The 14,647-nt window shown below is 41.1% G+C and carries 13 protein-coding genes and 1 pseudogene; 7 read left to right on the forward strand and 7 right to left on the reverse strand.

The genetic code is table 11. The features are described from left to right. The first annotated feature begins 3 nt into the window (after positions 1 to 3). A complete protein-coding gene (locus tag EGC86_RS06585; protein WP_011636728.1) occupies positions 4 to 240 on the forward strand; it encodes a DUF2789 domain-containing protein in 237 nt (78 codons plus the stop codon). Between the two features lie 34 nt (positions 241 to 274). On the opposite strand, the gene EGC86_RS06590 is transcribed toward EGC86_RS06585, so the two are convergent. Next, positions 275 to 658 (reverse strand): DUF3192 domain-containing protein, encoded by a 384-nt coding sequence (locus EGC86_RS06590; RefSeq protein WP_011636727.1) that lies wholly within the window; start codon positions 656 to 658, stop codon positions 275 to 277. Between the two features lie 159 nt (positions 659 to 817). Between EGC86_RS06590 and EGC86_RS06595 the strand changes: the two genes are divergently transcribed. From EGC86_RS06595 to EGC86_RS06605, 3 genes are all read left to right on the forward strand, one after another. Further along, on the forward strand, positions 818 to 1,183 hold the full coding sequence (locus EGC86_RS06595; protein WP_123777022.1) for a hypothetical protein: 366 nt from the start codon (positions 818 to 820) through the stop codon (positions 1,181 to 1,183). After that, the gene (locus tag EGC86_RS06600) at positions 1,184 to 1,957 is read left to right on the forward strand and encodes a Zn-ribbon-containing protein (RefSeq protein WP_123777023.1); all 774 of its coding nucleotides are present in this window, start codon (positions 1,184 to 1,186) and stop codon (positions 1,955 to 1,957) included. An 89-nt stretch (positions 1,958 to 2,046) separates the two neighbouring features. Continuing rightward, positions 2,047 to 4,686 (forward strand): DEAD/DEAH box helicase, encoded by a 2,640-nt coding sequence (locus tag EGC86_RS06605; protein ID WP_245423114.1) that lies wholly within the window; start codon positions 2,047 to 2,049, stop codon positions 4,684 to 4,686. A 113-nt stretch (positions 4,687 to 4,799) separates the two neighbouring features. On the opposite strand, the gene syd is transcribed toward EGC86_RS06605, so the two are convergent. Further along, the gene (gene syd, locus EGC86_RS06610; RefSeq protein ID WP_123777024.1) at positions 4,800 to 5,450 is read right to left on the reverse strand and encodes a SecY-interacting protein; all 651 of its coding nucleotides are present in this window, start codon (positions 5,448 to 5,450) and stop codon (positions 4,800 to 4,802) included. Positions 5,451 to 5,504: 54 nt separating this feature from the next. Here syd and queF point away from each other — a divergent pair, with 54 nt between their 5' ends. Then, complete coding sequence (gene queF, locus EGC86_RS06615; RefSeq protein WP_059747945.1) at positions 5,505 to 6,362, forward strand: NADPH-dependent 7-cyano-7-deazaguanine reductase QueF; 858 nt, start codon at positions 5,505 to 5,507, stop codon at positions 6,360 to 6,362. A gap of 142 nt (positions 6,363 to 6,504) precedes the next feature. On the opposite strand, the gene EGC86_RS06620 is transcribed toward queF, so the two are convergent. Further along, positions 6,505 to 7,467 carry a LysR family transcriptional regulator gene (locus tag EGC86_RS06620; RefSeq protein WP_123777025.1) on the reverse strand — a complete coding sequence of 321 codons (963 nt, stop codon included), beginning with the start codon at positions 7,465 to 7,467 and terminating at the stop codon, positions 6,505 to 6,507. Positions 7,468 to 7,682: 215 nt separating this feature from the next. Here EGC86_RS06620 and EGC86_RS06625 point away from each other — a divergent pair, with 215 nt between their 5' ends. Further along, positions 7,683 to 9,674, forward strand: a complete 1,992-nt coding sequence (locus EGC86_RS06625) for an alkyl/aryl-sulfatase (protein WP_123777026.1) — start codon at positions 7,683 to 7,685, stop codon at positions 9,672 to 9,674. A 156-nt stretch (positions 9,675 to 9,830) separates the two neighbouring features. Here EGC86_RS06625 and EGC86_RS06630 read toward each other — a convergent pair whose 3' ends face one another. Further along, positions 9,831 to 10,817: a 4'-phosphopantetheinyl transferase family protein gene (locus tag EGC86_RS06630; RefSeq protein WP_123777363.1), complete on the reverse strand. Its 987-nt coding sequence runs from the start codon at positions 10,815 to 10,817 to the stop codon at positions 9,831 to 9,833. Between the two features lie 224 nt (positions 10,818 to 11,041). Here EGC86_RS06630 and EGC86_RS06635 point away from each other — a divergent pair, with 224 nt between their 5' ends. Continuing rightward, positions 11,042 to 12,025: an FAD:protein FMN transferase gene (locus EGC86_RS06635; RefSeq protein WP_123777027.1), complete on the forward strand. Its 984-nt coding sequence runs from the start codon at positions 11,042 to 11,044 to the stop codon at positions 12,023 to 12,025. Between the two features lie 240 nt (positions 12,026 to 12,265). Here EGC86_RS06635 and EGC86_RS06640 read toward each other — a convergent pair whose 3' ends face one another. From EGC86_RS06640 to EGC86_RS06650, 3 genes and pseudogenes are all read right to left on the reverse strand, one after another. Further along, positions 12,266 to 12,745 carry a hypothetical protein gene (locus EGC86_RS06640; protein WP_123777028.1) on the reverse strand — a complete coding sequence of 160 codons (480 nt, stop codon included), beginning with the start codon at positions 12,743 to 12,745 and terminating at the stop codon, positions 12,266 to 12,268. A gap of 137 nt (positions 12,746 to 12,882) precedes the next feature. Continuing rightward, a complete protein-coding gene (locus EGC86_RS06645) occupies positions 12,883 to 13,236 on the reverse strand; it encodes a hypothetical protein (RefSeq protein ID WP_123777029.1) in 354 nt (117 codons plus the stop codon). A 330-nt stretch (positions 13,237 to 13,566) separates the two neighbouring features. Beyond that, a pseudogene (locus EGC86_RS06650) lies at positions 13,567 to 14,536 on the reverse strand (transposase). Positions 14,537 to 14,647: the final 111 nt, after the last annotated feature.

A 14,647-nucleotide genomic window follows, 5' to 3' on the forward strand; every position in this document is an offset into this window, starting at 1 on the left:
CAAATGGACACTACATCAAATGATTTAAGTCACTTATTTAAGCAATTAGGGTTACCTCATGATCAAGAGGGAATCGACGACTTTGTTATCCAAAACAAACTTGCTAAACACACATTGATTATAGATGCTGATTGCTGGAATCCAGGTCAAAAAGCATTTTTAAAAGAGGCATTATTAGAAGACGCCCAATGGTCAGAAGTGATTGATCAATTGGACGTGATGATGCGAGCTAAATTGTAATTAACGCTTAATGTCTGATAACGTCACTCGGCAATTAGTGTTGTCTATAGGCTGTGTCGCCCCAGCCCACTAAGACGTCATCTCTGAACACAATTGGCGTGCATTCATCTTTGGTTGTTTTACCATCTCCTTCAGCCCATTGGGTACGATAAAACAACACTTTGATGGATTGTTCTGCATTATTTTGAGTCGACTTAGTATAAGCTTCACTAAAATCAGCAGTTCCCATTAAAGTTGTCACTTGATCACTGCTCATTCCCATAGACAATTTGCTCAACAGATCACGATTTTTATCTTGTTGCACTTGCCAATAATCAGCACTTTTACCCGATTCATGGTCACCGACACTGATAACACAACCACTTAATCCTAGTGATGTCGCGCCAATTAATGCCGCTGCGATAAGTTTTAATTTCATGTTGCATCCTTTTTGTTAAAATAAAATCCACATTGTATTTACAGATCCTTTAAGCCAAAATCGTGCCATAAAATAATGCACTGATTTATATAGCTTTATGTTTTAACTCAACAAGAATTAGTTAATCTCACTATATGGAATTAAGGAATTAAACCAACAATGAGTCCAATTGAACAAGTGCTTGCCGCAGCAAAATCGATTGCTAACAATGGGCATACGCCCAGCTTGGCCCTGATAAAAAGCCGTTTAGGCAATAGCATCCCAATGCCTACCCTTATCCAAGGTTTACAACAATTTAAGGCATTGCCTAAATCTGAGTGGCAACATTTACCGGAATTAGCAGACATTCCATCAATAGCCGACGTCCCATCACATGACCAACCCGATCTTGCTCAAGTGATCCAACAGGTTATAACCCTACAGCAACACATTGCTCAGCTAACCCAACGAGTTACTGAGTTAGAGCACCAAGCACAAAATAATATGGCTCAAAGCAACATAATCAATAATAAGGCTGACCAATAGATGTTTGTCACCGAACTACGCTTTGAATGTTTTGCCGATACGACTATTGAGACGGTAGAGAAAGCCATTAACGCTTTTCTTGAAGCCTTACGAGCTAATGGACAAATTTTAGGACGTGAATTTGCGGTAGCATTTAATGATGGTGAATTTAGAGTTCGTCTGCTGCTACCTGAAAAAACCAGCTTAGCAAACCGTCACAGTAGCCCATGGGTAAAAGTGACCTTAGCAGGCTTAACCGCAGCCAAACTATTGGCCCCTAGAGAAAAGTTTATCGGCCAAGACATTAATTCAGAAGCTAGCAATACCGACACGCCTTCATGGCAACTGCTGTATACCAGTTATGTGCACATGTGTTCGCCACTGCGTAATGGTGACAATCTATTACCGATCCCTCTTTATCAACTGCCTGCTACTTTCAATGGCGATCATAAGCGCATCATAAAATGGCAAACAGAATGGCAAGCATGCGATGAACTGCAAATGGCCGCAGCCACTAAAGCAGAGTTTGCAGCTTTGGATGAGATAACTCGGACGGACAGTGACCTGTTTAGACGCGGTTGGGATTTACGTGGCCGGATAGAATATCTAACTAATATCCCCACTTATTATTACTTATACCGTGTGGGCGGCGAATCATTGCAAGCAGAGTTATCTCGCCCCTGCCCAAGCTGCGGCGCTGAAGATTGGAAGCTAGATGAACCACTTTTAGACATGTTTCACTTTCGCTGCGAGCCTTGCCGTATTGTGTCTAATTTGTCTTGGGATCATCAATAAATGGAATTGTGCCATTGAGTTATCAGCAGATTATTTCCTACTACAAAGATTGTTATAAGGAAGATAGCGCCTCCATCAATCTTTGGAATGTGAACAAGTTTAAACAAGAAGATCGTCTCATTCTTGAGGGGCAAGATGAACTAGGTATAGGTTTTTTACCTCGTTTACCTATCCCGCAAGAATTTGCCGAGCCAATGCTTAAACGAGTGGCGATGTATCAAAGGGAAAGAATACTGCTGTACGCACGATTTCTATTTGTCGGTAAAGTAACCATAAAAGGTGAGATCAAAACGGTTGTCTCGCCGCTGCTGTTTAATGAAGCCACCATTGAACAAGATAACCATAGTTTCTATTTTTCGGCCCAAGCTGAAGACACTGAAATCAATGAAGCCCTGCTGCAACAATTGCTACCAGAAGATAATGAGCTATCACAACTGCTCATTAATGAAGACGTACATTCACCGTCGTTTTGGACGTCATTCTTTAATCACAATCACATAGACATTCATTCGCTTGAATTACTGAACTATCCAAAACTTGCCGAACACCAAGACATTAAAAAAGCGTTAACCCAAAAAACACCCCGTTTGTTACCTATTTCGATGCTACTTTTTGTTGAGCGGTCTTCGAGCAGTCGTGGTGTTCTTCACGAATTAGAAAGTATCATTAACGCCAATGAACAATCGGCTCCCATTTGTAAGCTGTTTAACCAAACGTTTGAAAAACGGGCTGTAAGACTCAGAGAGCCGATACTTAAATATGACTTTTTACCGGGGTTATTATCTACGCCACAAAAGAAAGTTATTCATATCGCTGCCAATGCCGATTTAGGCTGCGTGTCTGGTCCGCCAGGAACGGGCAAGAGCTACACCATAGCGGCTGTTGCTGCCGAACATATGGCGCGCGGTGAGTCGGTGCTTATTGTGGCCAATAATGACGTAGCCCTTGATGTGATTGCAGCTAAATTGGCGAGTAATTTTAACTTGGGCGAAGTGTCTATTCGCGCAGGACAAAAAGCATTTTTAAAACAATTAAAAGATTATACCGCGGACTTACTCGCAGGATACTTTAGCGATGACTTAAGCCAAAGCCCGCAAGCATGTGAAGACGAACTGAATAAGCTGCAACGATTACTGATAAAACTGGAAAAACGTTTCCTGGCGTTCAGTCGCAGGTCTATTAGCCGTGGGTTGCACCTACATAAACTTCAAGCACAACAATCAACATGGCTAAAACGGGTTTATTTGTTTTTTACCCAAGGGTCAATAAACCAATGGCATCGACAATGGGATGCGTTAAACACTATCAACAAGCACACTGTTACGCGGGAAACACTGGCAGCTGAATATCTTAACGCACTAAAAAAGAATAACTTAACCACTTTAGTTAATCAGCACCGTAAATCGCTACAGGCCTTTAACCAAGCTATTCGCAGTAGAACGTCTAGTAAACAACTCGCGTTATTTGAAAAAATAGAATATGCCACATTATTTGCCGCATTTCCCATCTGGCTCGCCAGCTTAAACAGCCTACACAGAGTATTGCCGCTTAATCGCGAAATGTTTGATTTAGTGATTATTGACGAGGCAACACAGTGCAATATTAGCAGTTGCTTACCTGCGCTATACCGTGCAAAACGTGTATTGATTGTTGGCGACACTAAGCAATTAAAGCACTATTCCTTTTTAGCCAGAAGCAAACAAACTCAATTGCTTGCCAAAAATAATGTGCCCGAAAGCAGCCCAGGTGTCATCAGTTATCGAGATAATTCCATCTTAGATTTAGCGTTAAAAACATTAGCTAGTGCGCAAGAGTTGGCATTTTTAGATGAACACTTTAGAAGTAAGCCTGAGCTTATTCATTTTAGTAACCAGTCTTTTTATCAATCTAAATTAAAAATCATGCAACATCGCCCCTGCACCAGTTCAGGCCATTTGCACCTTCATCGTATAGCCGGTACTCGTGACGCATCGGGCGTTAACCCACAAGAAGCACAGAGTTTATTAGCAGAGATCCAACATCAAATAACACAAGATGCCCAAACAGGCATAACTCATAGTATTGGGATTATCTCGCCTTTTAGCGCACAGGCTGAATATATCGCCACATTGATTGAGCAGAAGATCCCTCAAACAGATGTAATTAAACACAGCATACGTGTAGCCACGCCGTTTGGGTTTCAAGGCGAAGAGCGGGACATTATGCTGATTTCGTTTGCGATTGATAACAACAGTAAACGTACGGCTGCCTATTTAAATAAAGCGGATGTGTTTAACGTCACCATTACCAGGGCACGTCAAAAGCAGTTGATATATTTGTCTATTGATGACTCGTTATTACCAGAACACAACCTGTTACGCCAATATGTTACTTCTATAACAACCTTTAATGCCAAACACAGTATGACCACCGAGATAGACACATTTCAACAAGAGATCATTGAGGTATTAGCAAGGTACAAGGTAGATACTTGGGCAGGGTATACCATTGCCGGAACCGAAATAGATCTATTGTGTCGTTACGCAGACAAATACCTTGCTGTTGATCTTATTGGTTTTCCTGGGCCTTGGGCTAACTTTTTTGAGCTAACAACCTACAAATTATTTAAACGGGCTGGCGTTGAAGTATTGCCCATAAGCTACGGATTGTGGATTGTTGATAAACAAGCGTGCATAGATAAAATCACTCAAACACTAAAGTGTGGAATCAATAATATCAGCGAAGCATAAAGGAGGATGTTACGAGGAAGATGAGTGTTTGAATACTCGTGTTTGAATGCTCGTGTTTGCATTCAATGAACGCATTGAAGCCCCCTAAAATGGCACTTCAATGCTTCATGCGGTTACTTTTTACGTAACAAATAATCCCACATGGTTTTAATCCGTTGCCAAATCCCTGGATGATCTACCGTATGAGGTAACTCCTCGACGGGTTTTGATGGCTGTTTTATCATCGGAGATAGGCTTTCTAAAAACTCGGTCAATGATTCGGCTAATTTAGTGCGCTGTTTTTCACCAGGAATTTCAATCCACACACTGCCATCGTCATTGTTTACCGTCAGCATTTCGTCGCCCTCGCCTAACACACCAATAAACCAAGTTGCTGGTTGTTTAAGCTTTTTCTTCATGATCAAATGACCAATTACATTTTGTTGCAAATTTTCAAAGTCATCTTGATTCCATGCTTGGAGTAATTCACCGTCACCAAATGATGCAGTAAACGGTAATGGCGCTGAAAAATATTGGCCATAAAATGCATGAATATCTTGGTGTAATTGAATATTTAATGCATGCTCCACGTTACTAAAGTCAGCGACATTGTCACGTTTAACAGGCTGCCAGAACACGGTATCATCAGTGTCCGCATTAAATGTACCTTGAATACATATTGAGTCTTCGCCCAAAGGATAATAGCGCGGAAATTCAGATAGCGTATCTTGATAAGATTTAAGATAATTTTTTATAAAGCAATCTAATGCAGATGAACAAGACACTTAAGCCACTCGTAGTTTATAATAAAACCATATTTTGACACGGAAACCGATTAGATGACACACAATCACGACCCTTATAGTGATGCAGCAGCATTAAAAGGCCTTACATTAGGCCAAGCAACTGCTTATCAAGCTGAGTATGACGCGTCACTGCTGCAAGGGGTTCCACGTAAACTTAACCGAGATGCTATTGAATTAAGTGGTGAACTCCCTTTTCACGGTACCGATATTTGGACCGGATATGAATTGTCCTGGCTTAATGCTAAAGGCAAGCCTGTTGTTGCCATTTTGGAAGTTCAGTTAGATATCAACAGTGTCAATTTGATTGAATCTAAATCGTTTAAACTGTACTTAAATAGTTTTAACCAAACTAAGTTTGACAGTGTCGAAGCAGTACAAGAAACCTTAAGCCGCGATTTAGCCGCTTGTGCTGAAGGCGAAGTGACCGTAAAAGTCATCGAACCTAAGCATTTTAATCTTGAACGAATTATTGATTTGCCGGGTACGTGTATTGATGACTTGGACATTGAAGTAACCGAGTACGAATTTAATCCAGACCATTTAATCGGTGGTACAGATCCTGATAAAAACGTGGCAGAAACACTGAACTCAAACTTATTGAAATCTAATTGTTTAATCACCTCGCAACCCGATTGGGGCAGCGTAATGGTCCGTTATCAAGGCCCTAAAATTGATCGTGAAAAATTGCTGCGCTATTTAATCTCTTTCCGCCAGCATAATGAGTTTCACGAACAGTGCGTTGAGCGTATTTTTGTCGACTTAAAAAAATACTGCCAGTGTACTAAGTTAACCGTTTACGCACGTTACACGCGTCGTGGTGGCTTAGACATCAATCCGTACCGCAGCGACTTTGAAAACCCACCTGAATCAAATCGCTTAGCCAGACAATAATCGTGATTGATGATGTGAACGATTCATCATCGCCAATGGTTACTAGCTGAAAAAACATGAAAGCCAACCTAAATCAGGTTGGCTTTTTTATTGGCAGTTTGCTGTGGCTCACAGCCTTATTTACAGCGCGCGATATAAAACCCTAAGTTGAGAGGTTATAAGCCTTTTCTATTAACTCAACGATGGTTTTCCTTAACCAAATACACGACTTGTCTAACGCATGCTTAGTTGGCCAAATGCTGTACAAATCGATTGGACGAGTTTCAAAAGGTAGTTCAAGTAACGTCAGTTTAAACAACTCAGCGTAGTTTTGGGTGAAAATATAAGGGGCAATACCAATCGCGTTAGACTTGCTGATCAACGACAGCATACTTAATAAAGATGACTGCTCACTGTATAAAGTTCGTTGTGGCAAAGGTGCGTTAGCAATAATGTCCGCCACACGCATATTGTCGCGATGAAATCGATACATAACGTGTTCGGCGGCAAAATAGTCGTCTCGACTTAGATGGTTTTTTATCACCGGATGGCCTTGGCGCACCACACAGACTATTCGTTCTTGTGCAACTTTTTGGCAACTAAACATTTTCAGTTTTGGTGGCACGATATCGATGACCAAATCCACTTTTTGCATTTGCAAATCTTGAAACTGCTCAGCCTCAAAAACAGGTGAGTTGCGTAGCACCACCCTGACAGACAAATGCGCTAATGCGTTATCTAACTGCGGTTGTAACAAATCGATAACAGCTTCATTAGCATAAATAGTAAACACCCGTTTAGAGGTACTAGGATCGAACGCTTTAATCCCCATTAACGTTTGTTCAATGGTATCAAGCATAGGTTGTACAGTATCAAAAATATGAGTTCCGATGGCTGTTGGCTCAATACCGCGACCGATACGAATAAACAATTCACATTCCAGAGCATGCTTAAGACGGTTAATCGCATTACTGACCGATGACTGCGTTAACCCTAACTGCTCTGCCGCACGAGTGATAGACGAATGCTGACACACAATACAGAATACCCGCAATAAGTTTAAATCCAGCATGGGCAGTTTATTATCGACTTGCTGACCTAGCTTATTGGTTATTTCATCACCCATGTTGGCTCCATCGCCCTTCTCTGTTTATTCCATGCTTTTAAACCAAGATTTCCACTTACTGGCTTTAGCGACATTACTAATACGTTATCCACTCCCTATACATTCACAACATAAATGTATTACCACCATTTAGCTATAGTTATCTTTTGATGTTTAGCCACTAAGATAAATTCATCTTTTTACATTTTATATACACATAGGGTGATAACTAATTGATGAAAAAATCCCTCATAGCCATTTCAATGCTAACGACACTTCCATTCACTGTATTTGCAGCTCAACATCAACACGACCACATTAGTGTCGACTATTCAGGCAAGCCTGCTACACCCGTTACGGCGGCGCATAATGCCGAAGTTGCAAAAGGCCTCAACTTTAACGATAAAACAGCCTTTGACCGCTTTAGTCGAAACCAAATTGCTGAGTTCGACCAAGTAACCGCTGACATTTTACGGGCAGAATTTAGCTTTATCAGTGAACAATTTCCTGACTCGGTTAATCCATCACTTTATCGTCAAGCACAACTTAATATGGTACCCAACGGTTTATATAAAGTGACTGATGGTATCTACCAAATTCGTGGCACTGACTTATCTAATATGACCTTGATTCGAGGTGAAACAGGCTGGATTGTTTATGATGTACTGTTAACAAAAGAAGCCGCAGAGCAATCACTAAAATTTGCTTTTGAACACTTACCAGAAGGCAACAACTTACCCATTGTAGCAATGATTTATTCCCACAGTCATGCAGATCACTTTGGTGGAGCGCGCGGGGTTCAAAACTTTTATCCTGACGTGAAAGTGTACGGTTCAAATAATATTACCGCTGAAATAGTAGACGAAAATGTGCTTACAGGTAATGCCATGAGTCGCCGAGCCAGTTACCAATATGGCGTAACACTGGGTAAAAATAATCACGGTATTATTGATGCAGCATTGGCAAAAGGATTATCAAAAGGCGAAATCACTTACGTAAAACCAGATTATGAAATTAATCAACAAGGACCATGGGAAACTCTGGTCATTGATGGCCTAGAAATGGTCTTTATGGACGTGTCTGGTACAGAAGCAGCAAGTGAAATGGTGACCTATATTCCGTCAAAAAAAGCGTTATCGACGGCAGAGCTTACCTACGATGGTATGCACAATATCTACACCCTACGAGGTGCCAAAGTACGCGATGCACTTAAGTGGTCTAAAAATATTAACCAAATGATCAGCTCGTTCGGCCAAGATGTTGAAGTGCTTTTTGCATCGCATTCAGCACCGGTATGGGGCAACGAACAAGTAAATACTTACCTTAAAATGCAACGCGATAACTATGGTTTGGTCCATAACCAATCATTACGATTAGCTAACCAAGGCGTAGTATTACAAGATATTGGCGATGCGATCATGGATACTATTCCGCAAGAGGTTAAGCAAACCTGGTACACCAATGGCTATCACGGTACTTACAGCCATAATGCCAAAGCAGTTTATAATATGTATCTGGGTTATTTCGATATGAACCCTGCCAATCTGAATCCCTTACCCACAAAAAAAGAATCGCTTAAGTTTGTTGAATACATGGGCGGCGCCAACAAAGTAGTTGAAAAAGCACAAGCGGACTTTAACCAAGGTGATTACCGATTTGTTGCCACTGTATTAAACAAAGTCGTGATGGCGGAGCCTAGTCATCAACAGGCACGTGATTTACTCGCCGATGCCTATGAGCAGTTGGGTTATCAAGCTGAAGGCGCAGGTTGGAGAAACATCTATTTAACTGGCGCACAAGAGTTACGCGTGGGTATTCAACCAGGCGCACCTAAGTCGGCATCGGCTGATGTGTTGGGTGAAATGGACGTGGCTACATTATTTGATTTTCTTGCCGTAAAAGTCGATAGCATAGTCGCAGCTAAACTTGGAAACGTCAGTTTAAATGTGATCACTAAAACTAAACAAGGTGACGTTGAAACAACCATATTCGTAGAGCTTAGCCATGGAAACTTGAATAATATAGTTGTTGACAGCCCACAACCTGCCGACGCCACATTAACGATTGCCAAAACGGATATGGTCAACATGTTATTAGGTAAAACATCATTAAAACAATTGCTACAACAAGGTAAAGCTAACATGACCGGCGACAAACAAGCTTTTGGCAAAATCGCCTCAACCTTAGTGCAGTTCAATGACCAATTTGAAATTGTGCCATTAAACTAATCGAGTGACGGTATATTTACGTGAATGATGGGCTGATTGGCTCGATGCTAGCGGTTTTGGGATTGGCCGTGTCATGTTGGTTGTATTGATGTTACCTATGTTGGCAAGGTTTAAAGACTGGCACTCACTTGAGTCTTAGCCAAAGCTCTGCTTTGGTTAAGACTCCTTGTATACATTCAGCAAATCATCAAGGCTTAATTGAGTACACGATAACGTGTTGTAAATGGAGTATGACTCAGTTGCCAAGGTAGAAGCTGCTGAGCTAGCCAACCCCAAAGTCACTGCAAAACGGTATTCTTCATCGAGTCGTCCCATCACCGTTTGCCAACTAAAATCGCTTGCGGCAGGCTCTTTACTATCAGTGAACTTCAGCTTTACTAGCTTATGTAACTCGATTGGCTTACTGCCATTATCAATCAACTGTAGCGGGATATGACACTGTTGTGAACGACTAAAATCAACACTAAATGACTTGAGTGATAACGCTAATCCAAGTCCACGCGCCTTAATGTAGGATTCTTTTACAGACCACAGATCAAAAAAACGTTGTCGTTGTAATTCCTCGGGCAATTGCAACAAGGTGTTGGTTTCTGCTTCGGTAAAATAGTGATTCAAAATGGGCACTATATCAGTACTGCTGCGCTCGCGTTCAATGTCGACACCAAAGCAAATAGCTTGCTGAGGACGACATACCCACTCGTTACTTGCATCTTCACTCGTTGGCTCATTTTTTTGTTCGGCATTGGAAGCAATTAATATCCCAACCATTAACCACTCACCGCTGTGACTTAAATTGAAATGCAGCCCTGTTTTCGCCAACAAATCTGGTGTTAGTGCCGGTTTACCTTTAGCACCATAATTAAAACGCCACTCATTGGGCTTTAGTTCACTATGAAGTGATAACACAGCCCGAAGCCCTAAGCGTACTTGTAAACCATTATTGCGTGCCGACACGCTCCTATAACGGCTCACCTTAGCAACCTCGTCATCATTTAACCAACCTAAGGCTAAACCCGCTTCATAATCAGCAGGTGATAGCGCCCCATTAAGCGGCACAAAATAAACATAGGGCTGAGAAAGCCCTGTTGATCGAGTGCCTGATTGAACAGCTAATGGTGTCGTTGATTGAGTTGCTGAGGACATGACCGACATTAAAAATACATAACACTCTATTAAACGATAATACGGCTAAATTACCGTAATAAGACCGATGCCGCGAGAGTTTTGTCAAATAAAACCCATATAGCAAGTAGTACAAATAAGCACTTTCAGCATCAAAAAAGTTATTTTCACTTTTACTGTTGATGATTGACGTTAATTCATCAACAATCACCACTATCATCACAACATCGAAAGCTTATACCTTCATGCGCATAGTCAGTTTAGTCATCATGCTATTTTTATCGCTACTCAGCTCAAACGCTGCGTTTGCTCAATGGCATCAAAAGAGTTTTGATGTCATGGGTACCCTCGCCCACGTTGAATTTTGGCTACCCGACACTGCCGAGGCATCAACGGCAGATAATTTAATTGCCGCTGTAGAGCAAGAAATGCAGCGCATTGATCAAACAATGAGTCCTTACATCGCCACCAGCGAACTCAGTATCATTAATCGTGATGCCGCCACAAAACCCGTCACCATCAGCCCAGAGCTGTTTGATTTACTCACCGACGCACAAGATATTGCTAAATTAACCAATGGCATGTTTGATATCACCTACGCTTCTGTCGGCTACCAATATGATTACCGTAAACACCAAAAGCCCGACCAAGCAGCCATTAACAACACATTAAAAGCGATAAACTACCAAGCGGTGACACTCGATAAGTCCACTTCTTCAGTTCGTTTTGCTAATACCGATGTCAAAATTGATTTAGGCGGCATAGCCAAAGGACATGCGGTTAAAAATTGCATTGCGATATTGAAAGACGCAGGTATAGAACATGCTCTTATCAGCGCTGGCGGCGACACGACATTACTGGGCGATCGTATCGGTCGCCCGTGGTTTGTAGGCATTAAACACCCTCGCGCCGAAGAAAAAACTGCGGTGCAGTTACCGCTTAGTAATGAGTCAATTTCAACCTCTGGCGATTACGAACGTTACTTTATCGAAGACGGCGTGCGTTATCATCACATTATTAATCCTAAAACAGGCGACTCAGCACGCAATGTTGTCAGCGTGTCGATTATCGGCAAAAATCCAACTTACGTAGATGCACTGTCCACGGCCATTTTTGTGATGGGGTTACAACAAGGCATGGCGTTAATCAATGAGTTACCTGAATATGAAGCTATTATTATCGATAACCAACAAACATTGCATGTATCGACGGGGTTACAGCAAGATTGATCATCAACAATCTTCTCGTCGTCCCAGTAATGCTTTTGAGCCGGGATCCAGGTGGTTATTTTGATTTGTACTTATGAACTTATGGCCTGCGGCCACTAACGTCGTGGCGCTTCGCCCACACCAGACCAAGAGGAAACCAACGGCTGTTCCCTCTTTCTATTCATAAAAGAATTGGCCCAGCCGCCAATCACCGGAAGGTCCATATATGGCTATGTTAATTTTTCGGGGTTTAGTCGTTTGTTAATGTTCCGATAGCCACTTGATAGATTCTTCTTGCATTAGGGCTCCTATTTCAACAACACCATAATTGTCATTTACTTCCAAATCATCTCTAGCGTAATACAACCCATATAGATGCTCGATGCCTACATTATCACCAACATATTTAGTCACATTTTCATGTAGATCAAAATTATCAATATCATTGAGCAGCTGCCTAAATTGAATGAATGGGTCGATTTTTTCACTAGCAATTAACTTTAAGTGATGTTTGATTATTAAATGAATTGAATCATCAAATGAAGGAAGTTGAGCAATCAGTTTTTCAAAAAGAGGTGAAACGATATCCCAACATTTAGGTTCTGCATCAATGATACCCAGTAACCCGTCAGAATAGATGCCACTGTTTAACTTATAATTTGCATAATTGACCAAATCATCAGTATCACAAGCACCAGCCACATACTTTGCTATAAAGTAATTTTCGTTCTCTTCATTCATCTTAAATTTGAAAACTCAATCTTAAGTAACACTAACGCCAGCCTAACACGCAATGTGTTGGCGTGGTTTTTTGCGTTGTTTTGCCAATACCATGGCAACTAATCATTGTCGGAGTTTAGGCGTTTGTTATATGAAAACTACTTCTTTTTAAAGAGTTTTTCGACTAAATACCTTACATTATCAGATGCAATAAAAATAGCCTGAAATAATTGCACTGAGAATATACCGTAAATGCCTGCTACCCCAGCGGTATAAACAAGCCCATACTTAAAACCATAAAATGCACATAAGAATAAACTTGAAACGAATATAGCTGGCAGTGTATATAAATGAGGCTTGTTGTCGATAGTCATTACCGTCACTAAACCTAAAACGATGCATGAACACAACGAAATCATAAGTCCGATGTTTGATGAATCTATTTTAGATACTCCAATTACAATCCCGAGAATTGAACCAATGATAAGTGATTTGATTAGGTTACCGCGCATAAGCCCCTTTGCATATAACGAGACTGTAAAATAAATCTCGCAGCCAAATTTAATTGAGATTAATCAGATTAATCACGATTAATCATGCCACCCAGATTAATCATGTCACCCATTTTTATGATAATTAACATAACTGCTTTTAGGTTTGATAGCGATAATATTCTGCACGATTCAAATGTATAAATTGAATGGGAATTATCAACAAACTGAGCGCTAAATGGAAAATAGTGAACAATGCGGCAAATCCAACACAGCACTAGTCGCTTGATTGATATCAAGCTGGCAATCAGGTTATTTTTTTAGTGTTAGTTCTAGTTTTGAAGTTAAGCCTTAAGCACACAACCAGCGTTGACAGTTTGATGCACCTTGTCTTCGCTTTCGCTCTAGATGTTCGCAATATTCCGTTAATGCAGGTAAAGACCCTACTGCACCTTTGAATAATGAACCAAACTCAGTAGCGATTTTTAGCCAGTTGTCAGCAGGAATATTTAGTCTATTGAGAATATCTTGGCTAGTTGAGCTAATTGCACCGTGTTTATCTTCTCGAATAATTCGCCCAGTATCTTCCACCAGCACAATATAGTCTTTAACGCTGAACATCAGTCCATTAGGCATATCCTGACGCTCATTACCAACAAAAGCCAATAACGCTGTTGGTTGCTCACCTTTTATCGCTGAGGTTATTCGCCGTTGAATACTGGTGTAATCTGAAGTTTCAGGAGTTACAGCCATCTTGGCGCGGATAGGATTCAAGTCAACATAAGCCATACAACTTAGCACTGCAGCTTCGTCTAATAATGCTTGGGATTTAAACCGCCCTTCCCAGAATCTGCCAGTGCACTTATCTTCTTTATTGGCCATTCGGCTCACTCAAGGAGCGCATAAACCAACTAATATCAACCAAGCGCTGTCGGTATTGGGTAATGCAATCATTCACAGTGTTGAGTTCAAATTCGTTTAAGTCTTCCCCCTTAACAAACTTTTGCGTCAGTAAGGTGCCTTTAAAACCTTTATGCCACTGTAACAGCACCTCTTTATCTGACCAGTGCTTAGCTTTGTCAGCATCAACTTTTATCACTACATGTAAATGGTTACTCATCACCGCATAAGCACAGATATCAATAGCAAAGATGGTAGCCAGTTCAAGAATTCGAGAATCCACCCAATCTCGACGATGTTCAAAGTTTTCGCCTGTCGAATTATCAATCCCGCAAAGAAAAGCCTTGCGTACAACATGGGAGCAGCAGTGATAGTAAGGCGTATCGTCTAAGCTAACGATAGTTTGTCTTGGTCTGGCCATCTTCAATTACCATTTTTAAAGGGTAAATAAAGCGTAGTTCACGGCTCGTTATTTAGCCAATAATCGTGGGTGGCCATATTAATCATGTTCAAAGTTCTCACCTGTCGAGTT

Source organism: Shewanella frigidimarina (assembly GCF_003797125.1).
Classification (GTDB): domain Bacteria; phylum Pseudomonadota; class Gammaproteobacteria; order Enterobacterales; family Shewanellaceae; genus Shewanella; species Shewanella frigidimarina.